This is a genomic window from Bacillus canaveralius (genome assembly GCF_002860125.1).
Classification (GTDB): Bacteria; Bacillota; Bacilli; order Bacillales; family Cytobacillaceae; genus Bacillus_BJ; species Bacillus_BJ canaveralius.
The window spans coordinates 102,275-120,436 of the sequence record NZ_PGVA01000014.1 but is presented as its reverse complement, the minus strand read 5'-3'; the positions used below and the strand labels follow the sequence as shown (position 1 = coordinate 120,436).

Here is an 18,162-nt window from a genome sequence, read left to right as displayed (position 1 = left end):
ACTATGCAGTTTCGTGTTCTTCATCTTCATCAAATCCAAACAGGTCATCCTTCACTTGCTCACGGCCTGGCAGGACGATATTGAGCACTAGACCGGCAATGGCGGCCAGCGCCATGCCCTGAATCTGGAATTGGTCTGAAATACGGATGAAAGCGCCGCCGATTCCGATCACCAGGATGACAGAGGCGATTACAAGGTTGCGCTTGTCTCCAAAATCAACCTTGTTGTCGACAAGCATCCGCAAACCGGAAGAAGCGATGATTCCGAACAGGAGAATCGAAACTCCGCCCATAACCGGGGTCGGGATCGTGCTGATTAAAGCTGTTACTTTACCGATAAATCCAAATACAGTCGCAATTATGGCAGCTCCCGCGATTACATATACGCTGTAGACTCTCGTGATCGCAAGCACGCCAATATTCTCCCCATAAGTTGTTTTCGGAGGACCGCCAATTAAAGCGGAGATCATCGTTGCCATCCCGTCACCCAAAATAGAACGGTGCAGGCCGGGATCTTTTATATAATCCTTACCCACCACTTTACTTAAAACAAGCTGATGGCCAATATGCTCGGACAGCGTCACAACTGCAACCGGCACCATCAAGAGGACAAGCTCCCATGAGACTGTGACCGGATAATCAGCAAATGGAATTAAGAATTCCGGATTTTCCAGCCAACTTGCTTGTTTAACCGCTGTAAAATTCACGATTCCGATCAGCAGTGAATAGATGTATCCAATAACAATCCCTGCCAATATCGGCACAAGGCTCAGCAATCCTTTTAAATATATCGAAAAAATAATCGTTGCAGCCAGTGTCACCAATGCTGCTGAGAAGTGGAGCAGGCTGTATTCTGCGTCAGGACTAGTCGGGTTATTCATCGCCATACTAACCGCTGTTCCGGCAAGCCCAAGACCGATTACGATGATAACCGGCCCGGTTACGATTGGCGGAAGTAAATTCATGATCCATCTGTAGCCGGCTTTTTTAATAACAAGAGCAACGACTCCATACACGAGTCCGGCAATAAAGCTTCCGATCATCGCTGCGCCCGGGCCGCCGCCCGCTTTAGCTGCAATGACAGGAGCTATGAAGGCAAAAGATGAACCCAGATAGGCGGGAACCTTCCACTGTGTAATCATCAGAAAGGCAAGTGTGCCGATTCCGCTTGAGATAAGGGCGATCGCCGGGCTTAGCCCGACTAAATATGGAACTAAAATCGTCGCGCCAAACATGGCGAATAAATGCTGTAAGCTTAAGGTCAGCCATTGTCCCGGCGTGGGAACATCTTTAATACCTAACATCGGTCTGGTCATATTTATGTCTCCTTTTACTTTGTAATGAAAAACCTCTTTATGTCCGGGGCACAAAGAGGGTACGAAAACGCCTAAGCAAGCTCCTTAGCCGATTCCCCCTTTGTCAGCCTCTCGGGACTGCCGTTAAAAGGGTATTTATTTTTCAAAAATGCTGACTTGATCTTCCTGATCAACTTCCTTTAATTCAACAACAATTTTTTCGGAGCTCGCCGTCGGGATATTTTTTCCAACATAGTCGGCCCGAATCGGGAGTTCCCTGTGCCCTCTGTCAACGAGGACTGCTAGCTGGACAGCAGCCGGCCGCCCGATATCGATCAGCGCATCCATGGCTGCTCTGACTGTTCTTCCCGTATAAAGAACGTCATCAACGAGAATTACTTTTTTATTTGTAATATCAACGGGAATATGGGAGCCCTTGACCAGTGGTTCCAGATCGGCCGTTTTCTTTGTCAGATCATCTCTGTATAAAGTAATATCAAGCTCGCCAACGGCTATTGCCATTCCTTCAATTTGTTCAATTCTCTCAGCAAGCCTTTTTGCAATATATATGCCCCTTGTTTTAATTCCGATTAAAATGCAGTCGGAAATCCCTTTATTCTTTTCGATAATTTCATGGGCTATCCTTGTCAGCGCCCTGCGAATTGCTTGTTCATCAAGGACGATTGCTTTTTGCGGCATCGTATCACGCCTTCCGTGAAATTTACATAGTCGACAACATAAGAAAACCCTCTTACCTGAAAGGCAAGAGGGTACACGAATTTGATTCATCACAAAAGTGCATGGGCAGCACCTTTGCATATCCGTTCCTTCTCAGCCTCTCTGGACTGTTTTTAAAGGACTATTCAACTAAAGCAATCTTAAAATACATGTAGGTTTTTGTCAACCGTTATTTCGAAGTTTATCCAATAGCTGTTGAAAATCTGGCGGAAGTGGGGCTTCAAACTCCAAGTATTCCCCTGTTCTTGGATGTGAGAAGCCTAACACTCCAGCATGTAGAGCCTGCCCGCCAATATCGAGTGTTTTTCTTGGACCGTATTTAGGATCGCCTGCCAACGGAAAGCCGATATATTTCATGTGGACACGAATCTGATGTGTCCGTCCTGTCTCCAGTTGGCATTCCACATAAGAGAAGTCAGTGAACCGTTCCAACACCTGAAAATGGGTGACAGCATGCTTCCCGTTATCGACAACTGTCATGCTCTGCCTGTCTTTCGGATCCCGTGCTATCGGGGCATCAATCGTACCATGATCATGGGAAATGATTCCGTGGACAATCGCTTTATATTTGCGGGTTACTGTTTTGTTGACAAGCTGGTTTACCAGGCTTTCGTGTGCCAAATCATTTTTAGCGACCATTAACAATCCCGATGTGTCTTTGTCAATGCGATGGACAATCCCGGGGCGGAGCACGCCGTTGATTCCCGACAAATCCCGGCAATGTGCCATCAATCCATTCACGAGTGTGCCGTTCATATGTCCCGGGGCTGGATGGACGACCATTCCTTTCGGTTTATAGACGACGAGCACATCCCGGTCCTCATAAAATATGCCCAGGTCCATTTCTTCAGGAATGACGTCCAGCTCTTCCGGTTCAGGAATGGTCACCTCAATTTCGTCATTTATGTTGCATTTGTAGTTCGTTTTTATTTTTTGGCCGTTCACTAAAACGTGGCCTTCTTTAATCCACTGTTGAACTTGCGTCCGCGACCATTCCTCGTTTAATGAAGAAAGAACCTTGTCGATCCTGTCATGTGCCTGTTCTTCAAGAATGGTGTGTTCCATTTTCTCCATTAGCTTTCTCCTTCTTTATGTTTCGTTCTTCCAGCAGCATCTGCAGCATTAACAAACCGACTCCGATTACAAGCGAAGAATCAGCCATGTTAAAGATCGGAAAATCATACCCAAATATATATGTATCAACGAAATCGACGACTTCTTTCCGCCAGACTCGGTCAATAAAATTCCCGATTGCGCCGCCGAGCATTAATCCAAGTGAAACACCAAGCAGCCGCTTACCTTTGGCAGCTTTCTGGATATAATAAACGATACCAACGATGACGATAATTGTAATAATATAAAAGAAGCCCATTTGACCCTCGAGAATCCCCCAAGCAGCACCCCTATTACGATGGGAAGTAATATACAAGAAGTTTTCAATAATTTCAATACTTTCGCCAAGCTCCATTGTTTTGACGACGAGCCATTTTGTCCACTGATCAACAACGATCACAAATATAGCGATTAAATAATAAAACACAAAGGCAACCTCCAAGCATTTACTCACTATCAGGCTTCATCTTTCCCCGTCCTCGAAGGGATTGAACGGTGCGAGATTTGAGCGTTTTACCGGGCGCTGGACCTTGCCAAGCCCGCTTTTACATCACCTTTGCATTTTAGCATAATTTTCTTAAAAACAACAATTATTCATCAATGGAGAGATTTACGGTAATATTGGTCAAGCTTGCTAATATCATCGATCGATTTAAGCGTTGGAATCATCGCTAAAAGGCCGGCCGGAAGCAGCTCCCCCGAGACTTCGCATTTGCCATAATCTCCTGCCTGCAACTTTTTTAATGCCGAATCTACATCATGCAATTCCGCCTGGATATAATAATAAACTGAACTTTGGCCGCCATTGAGTTTGTGTTGTAATTCCTGTCTTGTTTTACGGAGTTCGGAAATGAGGTCTTGCGTGACTGCATCCATACCATTGCCTCCGTTCATCCTTTTGTTAACTTAGTTTTTCCGTTCTTATCTTTTAAAACCATGCAAACATTTTACAGACAGTACAACAAATAGGAGGGCGATGGCGGAAGATCTTTTCTCATCAGATTTCGATCATAAATCCGGAGCTTTGAATCAAAAAAAACCTCCCGAGCATCAGCCCGAAAGGTTTTTAGATCTATATTAGCTTAAATGATTGTAATGTTTTTCGACAACCGCAGCACAGCGCGGGCAGAGTGTAGGATGCTCTGGAACCTGGCCAACCTCCGGTGTAACAACCCAGCATCGTTCGCAAGTCTCGCCCTCAGCTTTGGAGACAACGATTGCTGCATTTTCAAGCTTTAACGCATGTTCTGGTGCCTCTTCGTACGAGCCTGCTACTTCAAAGCTGGAAACGATGAATAGCTGCTCAAGGTTTTCGTCGATCGAATCGAGGAGCGCCTTTGTCCTATCACGAACAAACAAGGTTACCTTCGCTGTTAACGATTTACCAATTACCTTCTCATTGCGCGCTTCTTCCAGAGCCTTCAACACATCGTTGCGAAGCTTCATGAAAGCTGTCCACTTTTCTTCAAGCTCTTTTGCGTTTGGCAATTCTCGATATTGAGGCATATCTGTAAGCTGGACGCTTTTTTCGTCAACCGCCGGTATATGAGCCCAGACTTCATCGGCAGTATGAGAAAGAATCGGAGCAACAAGCTTCACTAATGCAGTTAAGCTTTCATATAAAACGGTTTGAATAGCACGGCGTTCAGCATTGTCCTTCGCTTCAATATAGAGAACATCTTTTGCAAAATCAAGGTAAAACGCGCTTAGGTCGAGCGTACAAAAATTATTTACGGCGTGATAGATTCCGGCAAATTCAAAATTTTCATATGCATCATGAACATTTTTAATCAGTTTGTTCAGTTTTACCAACATAAACTGGTCCACTTCGCGCAAATTCTCGAACGGAACAGCATCTGCAGCAGGATTGAAATCAGCAAGATTTCCCAATAAGAAACGGAAAGTGTTGCGTATTTTCCGGTAAACTTCAGCAACCTGCTTCAAAATCGGATCGGAGACACGGACATCTGATTGATAATCAACCGATGCGACCCAGAGACGGAGAATGTCAGCGCCAAGCTGGTTCATCACCTTTGCTGGGACGATTACATTCCCAAGCGATTTGCTCATTTTCTTGCCTTCACCATCAAGAGTGAAGCCGTGGCTTAAAACTCCTTTATACGGGGCCTTTCCGGTCACTGCAACAGCTGTGGACAGAGAAGAATTGAACCAGCCGCGGTATTGGTCAGAGCCTTCCAAATACAGATCGGCAGGCCGTTGTAAGTCTTCACGCTCCTCTAAAACTGCTTGATGAGAAGAACCGGAATCAAACCAGACGTCCATAATATCGGTTTCTTTTGTAAAAATGCCGTTCGGGCTGCCTGGATGGCTGAACCCTTCAGGTAAAAGCTCATTCGCTTCTTTCTCAAACCAAATATTTGAACCGTGTTTGCGGAAAAGGGCGGACACATGGTCAATTGTTTCATCCGTAATAACCTGATCACCATTTTCGGCATAGAATACCGGAATTGGAACACCCCAGACACGCTGGCGGGAAATACACCAATCGCCCCGATCGCGGACCATATTATGAAGACGGGTTTCTCCCCATGCCGGTACCCATTTTGTTTCTTCCACAGCATCTAAAAGGTCTTCACGGAAATCTTTAATCGATGCAAACCATTGCGCGGTTGCTCTAAAGATAACCGGCTTTTTCGTTCTCCAATCATGCGGATAGGAGTGGTTAATAAACGAAAGCTTAACAAGCGCTCCGGCTTCTTCAAGCTTTTCTGTAATCGGCTTATTGGCTGTGTCGTAAAATAAGCCTTCAAATCCAGGTGCCTCGTCAGTCATAACACCTTTATCATCGACTGGATTTAAGACGCCAAGACCGTACTTCTGACCGACGTAAAAGTCGTCTTCACCATGTCCGGGAGCAGTGTGCACACAACCTGTTCCAGCATCCGTTGTAACATGCTCACCCAGCATAACAAGGGAATCGCGGTCATAGATAGGATGCTTGGCAAGAACGTATTCAAGCTCGCTGCCTGTTACTTTTTTAACAACCTCAGCAGTCTCCCAACCAACCTCATTTGTCACGGATTCAAGCAGTGCTTCGGCAACGACATATTTTTTCCCATTAGCCTTAACGACCACATAAGTGAGATCCGGATGAACAGAAATTCCAAGGTTTGCAGGAATCGTCCATGGCGTTGTTGTCCAAATCAGGATTTCTGTGTCAGTATCCAATACACCCTTGCCATCCTTTACTTTAAAGCCGACAAAAATCGATGGTGAGCGTTTATCCTGATACTCAATTTCTGCTTCGGCAAGAGCGGATTCGCTTGACGGAGACCAGTAAACAGGCTTTAAGCCTTTGTAAATATAGCCCTTTTTCGCCATTTCGCCAAAAACTCTAATTTGCTGTGCCTCATACTCGGGCTCCAAGGTAATATACGGATTTTCCCAGTCTCCGCGTACGCCAAGGCGTTTGAACTGGGTACGCTGGCTGTCAATTTGCTGATAAGCATATTCCGCACAAAGCTTGCGAAATTCTGCTACCGTCATTTCCTTCCGTTTAACTCCTTTGTTTGTCAATGCCTGCTCAATCGGCAAACCATGTGTATCCCAGCCCGGAACATATGGGGCATTGTAGCCGCTCATCGATTTATAGCGGACGATAAAATCTTTTAATACTTTATTTAGGGCATGGCCCATATGAATATCACCGTTTGCATACGGAGGGCCATCATGCAGAACAAACATTGGACGGCCTTTAGTGCGCTCCTGGACCTGTTTATATATATCCACTTCCTGCCAGTGTTCCTGGATTTCCGGTTCGCGGTTGGGCAAATTTCCGCGCATTGGAAATTCGGTTTTTGGCATCAATAATGTATCTTTGTATTCCATTTCAATCTCCTCCGTTCACATCGCTAACTCTTATCATGATTTCCAAATTCAAAAAAACCAAACAAAAAAAACCTTCTCATCCCGGAAAGGGACGAGAAGGTTTTTTCCCGCGGTACCACCCTTATAGACAGCATAAATATCTGTCCACTTCAGCATTCGTAACGTGAATGATACGTCAAAGCTTAATTACATCGTGTTCAGCCTTGAACTCGAGGGTGATTTTCCAACTTTCGCTCTTACCAGGCTTCCACTGTCCCTGGTTCGCTATAAATAAAGCCTTGAAAATTGTACTGTCCCTGTCAACGTAGTCATTGTCTATTCAAGTATTATCCTAATATTATATGTGAAAAGTCATCTATTCGTCAAGCAAGTGAATCTTCTTCTTCAGAAGCTTTTAGCTCAGCCGCATCCAGTTCGTATTGGAGCAAATGGTCCCAGTCATCATTGTTAAGCAGGTCAAGCTGCGCTTCAACCAACATTTTAAAGCGGGTTCTAAACACCTTTGACTGCTTCTTTAAATCTTCAATTTCCAGCGCAATTTTTCTTGCTTTTGATAATGATTCATTGACGATCCGGTCCGCGTTCTTCTCCGCTTCTTTAATGATAAGCTTCGCTTCCTTATGGGCATTGCGCTTTACTTCTTCGGCTGCTTCCTGGGCGATCACGATCGACTTATTTAGCGTTTCCTCTATATTGCTAAAATGGCCAAGCCGCTCTTTCTGGTCATTAAGCCGTTCTTCCAACTCTTTCTTTTCACGTAAAATCAACTCATAATCCTTGATTACTTGATCAAGAAACTCATTCACTTCATCTTCATCGTATCCCCGAAACCCTTTGCTGAATTCCTTGTTATGGATATCTAATGGTGTTAACGGCATTACGCCACCTCCCGGTTAACAATCATGTTCTGTATGTACTAATATTCGACAAGATATTATAAAATCCTTTTTAAACGCGTGAATTATTTTTGCCTTCCTGCAGTGATCTTCCATTTATCCTTTTTCGTTTTCCCTTCAATCGAAATAAGCTTGCAACGCCCATAACCCTTTATCGAAATAATGTCTCCCGCACCGCACTCAAACGATGTACTTTCAATCGTGCTCCAATTAACCTTGACAATGCCCTGTTGAATCAACAGCTGTGCTTTTTGGCGGGAAAGATTATATAAACCGGCAATAACTGTGTCCAATCGAAGTGACGAAATGGTTGCGGATAATTCTGACCATGCTTCCGCAACGGACAATGCATGCTCAAGCGGAATCTCTTCGATCCTGACTGCAGCCTTCCCGACCGACTGCAGCTGATTTCTCACATAATCTGCTATCTCTTTTGCCGCGAAAAACTGCACTCGGTCCTGATCAACTAAAATATCGCCGAATTTCCCCCGTTTCAAGCCGAGCGACATCAGGCTTCCTAATACTTGGCGGTGCTCAATCGTAACAAATTTTGCCGGATAGGCGATCTCAAAAAGGCTAATTTGAAAATCTTCCTGTACAACTGACATATACTCAGGATAAAAAATCGCTCGCTGCCTCTCCGTTGTTTCTGAACCGCCAAACAACCCGAATTGCAACTCTGCATGCCGACCAAGAATTGTCGTGACAATTTGCTGTTCGCGCGGATCCAGAAAATCGGTCAGTTTTGCTGAGTAAGTACTTTCAACATAGTCTTTCCATTGATGAACAAGATCAATAAAATCCCGCTCTTCCGGACGAAAATGCTGGTAAATCGACATAAATCAAAACTCCTCTAATACGGTTACAAAGGGCCAGTTCCAACTTTTTCAGCAGAAATTAAGCGATCCAATGAAATATTTGGTTAAGTCCGCCCGTCGCCAGGCGCAAGACAAGGATCGCCACAATCGGGGAGATATCAATCATTCCCAGTGGCGGAATAAAGCGCCGGAATGGCTCCAAATACGGCTCGCATATTCTTGCCAGAAATTGCCCGATTGCCGATTCACGCGCATTTGGAAACCAGGACATTAGTATGTAAACTATTAATGCCCATGAATAAATTTGAATCAGAGATTGTAGAAACAATAAAACTGTATTCATTAAATTTTACCACCTCGAGTCTTGAAGATCATGCTCTTGCATGAATTCAGAAATATTACCGGACACTTCAACATTGTCCGGTGTGCATAGAAAAATATTCATGCCGATACGCTGGATGTCTCCGCCAATAGCATAAACGGTGCCGCTTAAGAAATCAACAATTCGCTTTGCCTGGTCATGATCAATCCTTTGCAGATTGACGACAACGGCCCGCCTGTTCTTTAAATGATCGGCAATATCCTGTGCCTCCGCATAAACGCGTGGCTCAACTAATATCACTTTGGACGATTTTTGTACGCTTTGCAAGCTGACGACATTTTGTTTTTGCGAATGCTGGGACTGCTGCCTTTGCTGTTTAACAGGCTCCAGCTCATCTTCAGCAAGATCTTCCTCTTTGTAGTCATAATCATCTTCAAGAAAGAAAAATGTTTTTATTTTGGATTTTATGCTCATCTTCTCTGCACCTCCTGCACTTGTTCGTCTTCTTCACCAACTAAGGCAGACCCGATTCGAACCATCGTTGCCCCTTCTTCTACAGCGATTGTATAGTCATTTGACATTCCCATTGACAGCTCCCTGCACGGGGCATGGGGCATTTCTAAACGCTGAATCGTTATTTGCAGCTCTTTTAAGCGCCGAAAACAATTTCGAATAACGGTTTCATCCTCCGTGTTTGGAGCCATTGTCATCAGGCCGGCAACCTCAATATGCGAAAATTGTGCCAGTTCCTTGATAAAGTCGATTGCATGTTCAGCCGCGATTCCATGCTTGGACTGTTCCCCGGAAACGTTCACTTGGACAAAGCAAGAAATTGTTTTTTCAGCTCTTTTATTGATTTCCTGCGCAAGAGAGAGCCTGTCCAATGAATGGATGTAAGCCACTTTATCGATGATATTTTTAACCTTTCTGGATTGCAGTGTGCCGATAAAATGCCAATCTGGTTTATCTTTCAGCACTTCCCATTTGGCAAGCAGCCCTTCTTCACGATTTTCACCGAGATTGTTGATACCTGCCGCAACTGCCTCGGCGGCCCTTTCAGTTGATACATATTTAGTCACTGCAATGATTTTGATGTCTTCCGGGCTGCGGTTTACTTTCTGGCATGCCTGCAAAATGTGTCCGTTTATTTTGTCAAGCTTTGCTGAAACTCTCATTTATTTCTGTAAAGCCTCCTTCCAGCCGATAAAGCTCATCATTCGCCCTGTTTTTCCCCGGTCTCTGCGGTGGGAAAAGAACTGGCTGTGATGACAGCTGGTACAAAAACTGGTCATCCTGATTTGTTCCTCGCTTAATCCGCAGTTTAACAAAATTAGCTTATTCAGCTCGCGAAGATTTAGCGAATATTGGCCCTCTTTTATTGTATTATATGTTTTTTTCCCGACATCATCTAGTCTGTTTTGCACCATTTTAATAACGGGCTCATCTACGATATAACAATTTTCGCAAATTGACGGTCCAATCACAACCGAAACGTTATCGCGCGTGATACCTTCTTTTTCAAAAACGCGGATCATTTCCTCAGCGATGCCGTTTACGGTTCCTTTCCAGCCGGCGTGGGCAATCCCGACAGCCCGGCCATCAGCTGAGATAAAATAAAGGGGAACACAATCTGCAAAACATAGTGTAAGCAAAATCCCTTCATCTGTTGTGAAAAAGCCGTCCGTTTGTTTAAAGGCGTTATCATACGAATTTGACCCTTTGCCCCTGTCATCCTTAGACACTTTTTTTATGTGAACCTCGTGGGTTTGCTCTGCACCGACCCAATAATCCAACGGAAAATCGATCAATTCAGACAGTGTTTCACGGCTCTGGCAGACCGCATCATGATGGTCATTGACATGGAATCCGAAATTCAATCCAAACTGAGACTGATTATGTCCGCTTGTATTTTTTGTCGTAAATCCTGCGGTTAGCCCGGGAAACTTTTCATTCCAGTCTTTGATCAAAAAATATTCTTGCTCAACAAGTGTGAATGGCTCCATGACAAAACCTCTTCTGTTTTTCTATAGTTTACCATAGAAGGAAAAGCGGGCACAGCAAAAAAAGCAGTTTACTCGTCTTCCTCTCTAAATTTTATCTCACTTGTATCCTTATAGCGAACGAGAATTACATCCTCGCCAATTTTCAACATGTTTTTCCACGCTATGACAATATCCTCATCGCGCCCAAACAAGCCCAGAACTTTTCCTGCTCCGCTCACGATTACGGCTTCAATTTTGCCCGTTTCCAAATTAATTTCAATGTCGCCGATATTTCCAAGCCTTTTTCCATCTGTTATGTTGACCACATCTTTTATTTGAAATTCTGAGATTTTTATCATCTTTTCTCACTCTCCCACGATACTTTCTGTAATCAATATATGAGCTGGCCCGACTTTTTAGAAGATCAGGGGACGGCAACGGCGGAAAGAATGAGAAAAGCCGCCCGCAGGCAGCTTTTAATGTTGAATATTTTTATTCATTTGTTTGATAGCCGCTTTTTCGAGCCTCGACACTTGCGCCTGTGATATTCCGATCTCATCGGCCACTTCCATTTGCGTTTTCCCTTGAAAAAAGCGCTTTCTCAAAATGAGTTTTTCCCGGTCATTCAAGCGTCTCATGCCCTCTTTTAAGGCGATTTCCTCTATCCAGTGTGAATCCTTATTTCGCTCATCACTCAACTGGTCCATCACAAAAATCGGATCGCCGCCGTCATTGTAAATTGGCTCAAATAAAGAAACAGGATCCTGGATTGCATCAAGCGCAAAAACAATTTCTTCATGGGGAACTTCCAATACCCTGGCGATTTCCTCAGCAGTTGGTTCCCGTGATGTTTCACCCATCAACCTCTCTCTAACCTGGAGAGCTTTATAGGCGATATCCCTTAACGAGCGGGAAACGCGAATCGGGTTATTATCCCGCAAATAGCGGCGGATTTCACCGATGATCATTGGTACTGCGTAGGTGGAAAACTTAACGTTTTGACTAAGATCAAAATTATCAATTGATTTCATAAGACCGATACAGCCGACCTGGAACAGGTCATCAACAAATTCGCCCCGGTTGTTAAATCTTTGAATCACACTGAGGACGAGGCGCAGATTTCCGTTGACGAGTTTTTCCCGTGCGGATATATCCCCTGTATGCATTTGCTTGAAGAGCTCTCTCATTTCTTCGTTTTTCAATACTGGAAGCTTTGAAGTATCTACCCCGCAAATCTCAACTTTATTTCGAGTCAATTCTTTTTTCCCTCCTTGCAGGAGCTGCTGTTCAAAAATCAGTATCTCCCCGGTAAGGAAAAATATGCACTTGTCCAGTTGCAAGGATTTGCGGGCTACGCAGGAAAAACGTTAAGATATCAAGATTCACATCAGTTTTCTATCAAAAAAAATTTATCTTTAAACCATTTTATTAAATTCTTTACGCAATCTTTTGATAATTCTTTTTTCCAGTCGCGAAATATATGATTGAGAAATCCCTAACATGTCGGCGACATCCTTTTGCGTCTTTTCTTCACCGCTTCCCAGTCCAAATCGCAACTCCATAATTTGCTTTTCTCTGTCGCTAAGCTGATGCAAAGCTTTAATCAACAGTTTTCGGTCCACGTTTGCTTCTAGGTCCTTCGTAATGATATCCTCGTCTGTCCCAAGAACATCTGACAGTAATAATTCATTGCCATCCCAGTCGATATTTAAAGGTTCATCGAACGATACCTCCGAACGGATTTTGTTATTTCTCCTTAAGTACATAAGAATTTCGTTTTCAATGCATCGCGAAGCGTATGTAGCTAACTTAATTTTCTTTTCGGGATTAAAAGTATTGACAGCTTTGATCAGCCCGATCGTGCCGATGCTGATTAAATCTTCAATATTGATACCAGTGTTTTCAAATTTCCTGGCAATATAGACGACAAGACGGAGATTGCGCTCGATTAAAATGGACCGTGCAGCTTTGTCTCCTTTCGGAAGTTTTTTTAACAGCAGTTCCTCTTCTTCTTTGTTTAAAGGAGGTGGCAACGCTTCACTTCCGCCTATATAGTATATTTCATCCGTTTTAATACCAAGTTTAATTAATAACTTATACCAATAGTAGGATAAGCGCAGTCGCAGATTTTTCATGAGTTGTCCTCCTTCTAAAATATCTTTTCTCCGAGTATAGTATTATTAGCTTACCTTTATAGACGGCCTATCCTTTTTGACGCCTGTTAACAGCTTGGGGTGGACGATACATTGAAAAGCATCATCAGCAGATAGTTGCTGGGTTGTAAATGAAATAAGACCTTTCTCTGTTTCCCAGCAGTCTTTATCTTTTTCAATTCTGATCACGTCAGGCTTTAAAGCCAATATGAGTTGATGGTCCCTGCCAACCACGCGACATGGAATAATCCTCATCCGATTCTCCAATTCAGGGGAAATCATTTCGTTTCCTAAAATGATATCTTCATGGTTTGTGGCCAGCTTGATTAATTCTTCAGGTAATTCATGCAGTAAATTCTTGATCGAAATCAACATCACCGGCCATTTTGAAAGTGGGTCATAAAGCTGATTCCCGCTGTCGATCAAACCTTTAACAGAAATCTCGACCTCGCCCAGTGCTATCGATACATTGACAAGCTGATCATACTGTATTTTCACAACCTCGATTGCTTCAATGCTGCGTCTGGAAAAATGCCAGACGATTGGAAAGCCGATCAACACAAACAACCAGCTTATTGGATCACCAAAACCTTTGCTGTGTGCCAGCAGCACTTTTGCTGTCAGTCCAAAATCAAATTGAATAAAATAATGGGCACCAATTAATGAGCCTCCAATTAAAAATGTCACTGCATAAAGGGTTACAAGGCCAGAAAAAAAATAGCGAAGCCTTTTGTAGCCAAAAGCCGCTAATACCATCATGACAGAAAAAAGCAACTTGGTTATCGGGTGACCGGAAACCGCACTGAAAGGCGTCATTGCCAGCAAAATAATCAGCGAGCCAATGAGCCCGGCCAGGAATACCCTCCAAAAACGGATGCTTCTTTTTAAAATAATTGCAGTTAAACAAATGAGCAAACTATCAAACAAAAAGTTCAAAGCCCAAATCACATCTAAATAAACCGTCATTTCCCTCTCTCCTTAAAAGCAAGAACCGAAAGACGATTCCCTTTGAATGAGTAAAGAACGAGGCTGGCTGCTTACCATTATTGTAAAACCCAATTTTTGCTTTTATAAATTCCGTTACGAAAAAGTATAGCGTACTTACTCTTAGGAAGTGTGTCACTTTCTGTAATGAAATGAGAAGAAATTTCCCCTATTCAATTCGGATTTTGTCAACTTTCTTCTTTATTTGCGGGTACTTTCCAGGCACAAAAAAAGAGCACGGCATTTTAATGCCACACTCTTTTCAGATGATTTGCTATTGAGGATATAATTTAACGCCTGCGATTTCGGTTACGCAAAAAGGTTGGGATATCAAGCGGATCTTCCCCTTGCTGAACAGAAGAGCCTCTTCCTGTTTCTTGCGGTACTTCCTCGCGTTTCTGCTCGCGGTTCGCAGGCTGATGCCCTGGTTTGGCCTGTCCGAAAACAGGGCGGTTCACCGGCTTGGATTTGAGGGATTCCTCACTGAAACCGGTAGCAATTACCGTTACCATAATCTCGTCTTTCAGGTTTTCATTAATGACTGATCCAAAAATCATATTAACGTCCTGATCTGAAGCAGATGCGACAATATCCGCAGCTTCCTGCACTTCAAATAAGCTTAAGTTCGTTCCGCCGGTGATGTTCATCAACACACCTTGAGCACCATCAATTGATGTCTCAAGCAACGGTGATGAGATTGATTTTTTTGCTGCTTCTGCAGCACGGTTTTCCCCTGAGGCAATCCCAATCCCCATCAAGGCAGAACCTTTATTCGACATAATTGTCTTCACGTCAGCAAAATCAAGGTTGATTAAACCCGGAGTAGCGATTAAATCAGAAATACCCTGGACACCCTGGCGGAGAACATTATCTGCGACACGGAATGCTTCAAGCATTGGAGTGCTTTTATCGACCATTTCAAGGAGGCGATCATTAGGAATCACAATAAGAGTGTCAACAGCTTCCTTCATGGCATCAATTCCACCACCTGCTTGATTGGCGCGTTTTCTGCCTTCAAACGTAAACGGCCGTGTAACGACTCCGACTGTTAAAGCACCTAAATCACGGGCAATTCGTGCGATTACTGGAGCGGCGCCTGTACCCGTTCCACCACCCATTCCCGCAGTAACAAAAACCATATCGGCTCCCTTTAACACTTCCTCAATTTGTTCTTTGCTTTCTTCTGCCGCTTTTTTGCCGACTTCAGGATTGGCACCGGCTCCCAATCCGCGCGTTAATTTCGTACCAATTTGCATCTTCACTTCGGCTTTGGAAAGGTTTAAAGCTTGAGCATCCGTGTTCACGGAAATAAACTCAACACCCTGTACACCATGTTCTATCATGCGATTAACAGCGTTGTTTCCACCGCCTCCAACGCCAATTACTTTTATGGTAGCTAGTTGATCTAAATTCGTATCAAACTCCAACATGACAAATCCTCCTAACATTCGTCGTTATTCCCAGATAGCTCGTCCTACTCAAAGAAATAGCCAAGGAATTTCTTGACCCGTGATGTAATTTTTTCTTCCGGTTGCTTTTCAGGCTTTGCTTTTGCCTGAGGCTGTTTTTGAATTCGCTTTTCTTTCATTTCCGGGACCACTGCCTGGCCGCTGTTGTTTCTGCCCTGCAGTCTCGCTGTCTTATAAGAAAACTTAATCAATCCGACAGCTGTTGTATATTGCGGTTCACGGACTCCAATGTAATCCGGGATAGCAATTCGGACACGATTCTGCAGTACATCCTGGGCAAGTTCGAGAATACCTTGCATGTTAGCAACTCCGCCGGTTAGTACGAATCCTCCCGGCAGATCCCTGACACCCATTCTCCTAATCTCATTTTGAATGAGTTCTAATATTTCTTCCATTCTAGCTTCTATAATATCAGAAATTTCAAGCTGATTAAATTGCTGATGTTGATCACTGCCGATAATTGGTACACTGAACACTTCATCTTCTGAAGCATGGTCATAAAAAGAATGGCCATGCTTGATTTTAATCATTTCAGCATCCTCGGTTGAGGTTCGTAAACCGATCGACAGATCCTTTGTAATATGGTCACCGCCAACCGCGAGAACACTAGTAGATTTCAAATTGCCGTTTTCGAAAATTGCAATCGTAGTCGATCCGCCGCCGATATCGACGAGCGCAACGCCAAGATTTTTTTCATCCTTGGAAAGAGCAAATGCTCCTGAAGCAAGGGGCTGCAGCGTTATGTCTAAAATCTCAAGCCCGGCCCGTTCAACACAGCGCAGGGTGTTATGTAGGATTGTTTTTGATCCGGTAATAATCGTGCCTTCCATTTCGAGACGGACACCAATCATTCCGCGCGGGTCGTTGATTTCATCGAGCCCATCGACAATAAATTGCTTTGGAATAACATCAATTATTTCCCGTTCAGGCGGAATGGAGACAACCTGTGCTGCCTCGATTACGCGGGTTACATCCTGATCGGAAATTTCCCGATTATCACTTGACACAGCAACAACACCATGGCAAGGCTGAAGCATTACATGGTTTCCGGTTACGCCGACAATGACTTGGCGAATCTCCATACCTACCATTCTTTCAGCTTGTTCAATTGCCCGTTTTATAGAATGAACGGTTTCATCTATATCAATAACAGACCCCTTTTTTAAACCATCAGACTTTACGTTGCCTACACCGATAATATTTAATGCATCATCAACCATTTCACCAATGATCACTTTAGTTGTGGACGTACCGATGTCTAGACTTACATATATCTCATTGCTGTTCATTCTTTGGCACCTCCTTTAAGCAATTCGTAAAATTGAACAACAATCTTAATTAAATTCTGTTTATTTTACAATATCTTATAATTTTATTCGTCACAACAAAAATTTTCCCTTTTTAACCATCAATTTTTTTCGGTTTTTCCCGATTTGCAGACCATTTCGTTAACAATAATCTCCTAATCACCGCAATATTCTGGAACAGCCTGACACCAAAAGCAAAAACAGCTGCCAAATATAAGTCTACACCAAGATGAACCCCCAGAAAAGCTAAACTTGCAGCAAGAATAATATTGAAAAAGAATCCAGACACAAAAACCTTCTCGTCATATATATTTTGGAGATGGGCCCTGATGCCGCCGAATAATGTATCAAGTGCTGCGAGTACTGCAATTGATAAGTAGTTTGAATACTCGTCAGGGATTCGGAAATCCGTCATTAAACCGAGGAAAACCCCGATCACTAATCCCAGTAAAGGAAGCCACATTATCAATCCCCTCCTTTTCCAGGGTCCAATGGTTCCATGTTCCTAACCCGGATAGAATCCTGATAAGCAGGAATGGTCAGCGACTCTACTGGACTGGAGACAGTCATTCTTAAATTATCGATAAAAAAATCGTCTGCAGATTTTGATACTTGCATCCGGTTGAACAACTTCTCAGCCGTCTCGCTATTTGCAACGATGACCTTAACCTCGATCGGCATACTGTTAAGGGGATAACCATCTATTTTTGTTTCCCGGTTAATGTCCCTTATCACTGTTGTATTAATGATTCTTTGTCCGTCAATCGAGATATACTTGGCATCATACATGTTCAACTCGTTAACAAGCCGTTTCAACAGCTCGGGAGAAATATCAGAAGCCAATTCTCCGAGTACTATTTCTTCATAGACAGGTTCGATGGTCAGAACAATTCCCGGGCCGGAAACATCTGTTATTCCGGCTTCCAGCTTCAATTCATCCAGGGTAGTTCGCAGAACCTGCTCCTTGCTTTGACTCCGTTCTGTTTCATATTGGGCAAGCTTTTCCTCATTGGAGCTAATTTCCCGAATCAATCGCGATTGAATTTCCTTCTCCTTCAAAAGATCCTCACGAAGCTGCCATGTATCCCTCGTATCCCGGACAGCCGGTTCTTTGACTGTTTGAAATTGAATCGCGAGCATGAAGCCTACAATTAAAGCGATCACGGTAAAGCTAAGCAATTTTTTGTTGTCCACATTTTTTCACCTGGCCTTCTGACTTTATTAAAAGTGGACATCG

20 protein-coding genes and 1 other annotated feature are annotated in these 18,162 nt (G+C 43.5%); all 20 genes read right to left on the bottom strand.

Going from position 1 to position 18,162, the window contains the following annotated elements:
- Nucleotide 1: 1 nt before the first annotated feature.
- The 20 genes from CU635_RS07495 to CU635_RS07400 all read right to left on the bottom strand — a co-directional run bounded on the left by CU635_RS07495 (nt 2) and on the right by CU635_RS07400 (nt 18,119).
- A complete protein-coding gene (locus CU635_RS07495) occupies nt 2-1,315 on the bottom strand; it encodes a solute carrier family 23 protein (protein WP_101576550.1) in 1,314 nt (437 codons plus the stop codon).
- Between the two features lie 135 nt (nt 1,316-1,450).
- Nucleotides 1,451-1,993 carry a bifunctional pyr operon transcriptional regulator/uracil phosphoribosyltransferase PyrR gene (gene pyrR, locus CU635_RS07490; protein WP_101576549.1) on the bottom strand — a complete coding sequence of 181 codons (543 nt, stop codon included), beginning with the start codon at nt 1,991-1,993 and terminating at the stop codon, nt 1,451-1,453.
- 201 nt (nt 1,994-2,194) lie between these two features.
- Nucleotides 2,195-3,106: an RluA family pseudouridine synthase gene (locus CU635_RS07485; RefSeq protein ID WP_101576548.1), complete on the bottom strand. Its 912-nt coding sequence runs from the start codon at nt 3,104-3,106 to the stop codon at nt 2,195-2,197.
- Complete coding sequence (lspA, locus tag CU635_RS07480) at nt 3,078-3,587, bottom strand: signal peptidase II (protein ID WP_101576547.1); 510 nt, start codon at nt 3,585-3,587, stop codon at nt 3,078-3,080. The genes CU635_RS07485 and lspA overlap by 29 nt, the downstream gene beginning before the upstream one ends.
- A gap of 155 nt (nt 3,588-3,742) precedes the next feature.
- Nucleotides 3,743-4,021, bottom strand: coding sequence for a hypothetical protein (locus tag CU635_RS07475; RefSeq protein WP_101576546.1), 279 nt, complete (start codon nt 4,019-4,021; stop codon nt 3,743-3,745).
- A 201-nt stretch (nt 4,022-4,222) separates the two neighbouring features.
- Nucleotides 4,223-6,994 (bottom strand): isoleucine--tRNA ligase, encoded by a 2,772-nt coding sequence (gene ileS, locus CU635_RS07470; protein ID WP_101576545.1) that lies wholly within the window; start codon nt 6,992-6,994, stop codon nt 4,223-4,225.
- An 84-nt stretch (nt 6,995-7,078) separates the two neighbouring features.
- Nucleotides 7,079-7,306: a binding site (T-box leader), on the bottom strand.
- Between the two features lie 50 nt (nt 7,307-7,356).
- Entirely contained in the window at nt 7,357-7,872 is a 516-nt protein-coding gene (locus CU635_RS07465; protein ID WP_101576544.1) for a DivIVA domain-containing protein, read from the bottom strand.
- Between the two features lie 83 nt (nt 7,873-7,955).
- Nucleotides 7,956-8,729, bottom strand: coding sequence for a YlmH family RNA-binding protein (locus tag CU635_RS07460; protein ID WP_101576543.1), 774 nt, complete (start codon nt 8,727-8,729; stop codon nt 7,956-7,958).
- A gap of 58 nt (nt 8,730-8,787) precedes the next feature.
- The gene (locus tag CU635_RS07455) at nt 8,788-9,051 is read right to left on the bottom strand and encodes a YggT family protein (RefSeq protein ID WP_101576542.1); all 264 of its coding nucleotides are present in this window, start codon (nt 9,049-9,051) and stop codon (nt 8,788-8,790) included.
- Between the two features lie 6 nt (nt 9,052-9,057).
- Nucleotides 9,058-9,504, bottom strand: a complete 447-nt coding sequence (locus CU635_RS07450; RefSeq protein WP_101576541.1) for a cell division protein SepF — start codon at nt 9,502-9,504, stop codon at nt 9,058-9,060.
- Nucleotides 9,501-10,205, bottom strand: coding sequence for a YggS family pyridoxal phosphate-dependent enzyme (locus CU635_RS07445; protein WP_101576540.1), 705 nt, complete (start codon nt 10,203-10,205; stop codon nt 9,501-9,503). Before CU635_RS07445 ends, CU635_RS07450 begins: the two co-directional genes overlap by 4 nt.
- A complete protein-coding gene (gene pgeF / locus CU635_RS07440) occupies nt 10,206-11,033 on the bottom strand; it encodes a peptidoglycan editing factor PgeF (protein WP_101576539.1) in 828 nt (275 codons plus the stop codon).
- A 68-nt stretch (nt 11,034-11,101) separates the two neighbouring features.
- On the bottom strand, nt 11,102-11,371 hold the full coding sequence (locus CU635_RS07435; protein WP_101576538.1) for a YlmC/YmxH family sporulation protein: 270 nt from the start codon (nt 11,369-11,371) through the stop codon (nt 11,102-11,104).
- A 117-nt stretch (nt 11,372-11,488) separates the two neighbouring features.
- Nucleotides 11,489-12,268 carry an RNA polymerase sporulation sigma factor SigG gene (gene sigG, locus CU635_RS07430; protein WP_101576537.1) on the bottom strand — a complete coding sequence of 260 codons (780 nt, stop codon included), beginning with the start codon at nt 12,266-12,268 and terminating at the stop codon, nt 11,489-11,491.
- Between the two features lie 159 nt (nt 12,269-12,427).
- Complete coding sequence (gene sigE, locus CU635_RS07425; RefSeq protein WP_101576536.1) at nt 12,428-13,147, bottom strand: RNA polymerase sporulation sigma factor SigE; 720 nt, start codon at nt 13,145-13,147, stop codon at nt 12,428-12,430.
- A gap of 45 nt (nt 13,148-13,192) precedes the next feature.
- A complete protein-coding gene (gene spoIIGA, locus CU635_RS07420; protein WP_101576535.1) occupies nt 13,193-14,131 on the bottom strand; it encodes a sigma-E processing peptidase SpoIIGA in 939 nt (312 codons plus the stop codon).
- A 308-nt stretch (nt 14,132-14,439) separates the two neighbouring features.
- Entirely contained in the window at nt 14,440-15,579 is a 1,140-nt protein-coding gene (ftsZ, locus tag CU635_RS07415) for a cell division protein FtsZ (RefSeq protein ID WP_101576534.1), read from the bottom strand.
- 44 nt (nt 15,580-15,623) lie between these two features.
- Nucleotides 15,624-16,907, bottom strand: coding sequence for a cell division protein FtsA (ftsA, locus tag CU635_RS07410; RefSeq protein ID WP_101576533.1), 1,284 nt, complete (start codon nt 16,905-16,907; stop codon nt 15,624-15,626).
- A gap of 112 nt (nt 16,908-17,019) precedes the next feature.
- On the bottom strand, nt 17,020-17,388 hold the full coding sequence (locus CU635_RS07405; RefSeq protein ID WP_101576532.1) for a small basic family protein: 369 nt from the start codon (nt 17,386-17,388) through the stop codon (nt 17,020-17,022).
- Nucleotides 17,389-17,390: 2 nt separating this feature from the next.
- Nucleotides 17,391-18,119 (bottom strand): DUF881 domain-containing protein, encoded by a 729-nt coding sequence (locus tag CU635_RS07400; RefSeq protein WP_101576531.1) that lies wholly within the window; start codon nt 18,117-18,119, stop codon nt 17,391-17,393.
- Between the last annotated feature and the right edge of the window lie 43 nt (nt 18,120-18,162).

Bases quoted from the DNA above. Each gene is read 5' to 3' on its own strand.
- CU635_RS07495 (WP_101576550.1), bottom strand. From the start codon at position 1,315: ATGACCAGACCGATGTTAGGTATTAAAGATGTTCCCACGCCGGGACAA.
- pyrR (WP_101576549.1), bottom strand. From the start codon at position 1,993: ATGCCGCAAAAAGCAATCGTCCTTGATGAACAAGCAATTCGCAGGGCG.
- CU635_RS07485 (WP_101576548.1), bottom strand. From the start codon at position 3,106: ATGGAGAAAATGGAACACACCATTCTTGAAGAACAGGCACATGACAGG.
- CU635_RS07475 (WP_101576546.1), bottom strand. From the start codon at position 4,021: ATGGATGCAGTCACGCAAGACCTCATTTCCGAACTCCGTAAAACAAGA.
- ileS (WP_101576545.1), bottom strand. From the start codon at position 6,994: ATGGAATACAAAGATACATTATTGATGCCAAAAACCGAATTTCCAATG.
- CU635_RS07465 (WP_101576544.1), bottom strand. From the start codon at position 7,872: ATGCCGTTAACACCATTAGATATCCATAACAAGGAATTCAGCAAAGGG.
- CU635_RS07460 (WP_101576543.1), bottom strand. From the start codon at position 8,729: ATGTCGATTTACCAGCATTTTCGTCCGGAAGAGCGGGATTTTATTGAT.
- CU635_RS07455 (WP_101576542.1), bottom strand. From the start codon at position 9,051: ATGAATACAGTTTTATTGTTTCTACAATCTCTGATTCAAATTTATTCA.
- CU635_RS07450 (WP_101576541.1), bottom strand. From the start codon at position 9,504: ATGAGCATAAAATCCAAAATAAAAACATTTTTCTTTCTTGAAGATGAT.
- CU635_RS07445 (WP_101576540.1), bottom strand. From the start codon at position 10,205: ATGAGAGTTTCAGCAAAGCTTGACAAAATAAACGGACACATTTTGCAG.
- pgeF (WP_101576539.1), bottom strand. From the start codon at position 11,033: ATGGAGCCATTCACACTTGTTGAGCAAGAATATTTTTTGATCAAAGAC.
- CU635_RS07435 (WP_101576538.1), bottom strand. From the start codon at position 11,371: ATGATAAAAATCTCAGAATTTCAAATAAAAGATGTGGTCAACATAACA.
- sigE (WP_101576536.1), bottom strand. From the start codon at position 13,147: ATGAAAAATCTGCGACTGCGCTTATCCTACTATTGGTATAAGTTATTA.
- spoIIGA (WP_101576535.1), bottom strand. From the start codon at position 14,131: ATGACGGTTTATTTAGATGTGATTTGGGCTTTGAACTTTTTGTTTGAT.
- ftsZ (WP_101576534.1), bottom strand. From the start codon at position 15,579: ATGTTGGAGTTTGATACGAATTTAGATCAACTAGCTACCATAAAAGTA.
- ftsA (WP_101576533.1), bottom strand. From the start codon at position 16,907: ATGAACAGCAATGAGATATATGTAAGTCTAGACATCGGTACGTCCACA.
- CU635_RS07405 (WP_101576532.1), bottom strand. From the start codon at position 17,388: ATGTGGCTTCCTTTACTGGGATTAGTGATCGGGGTTTTCCTCGGTTTA.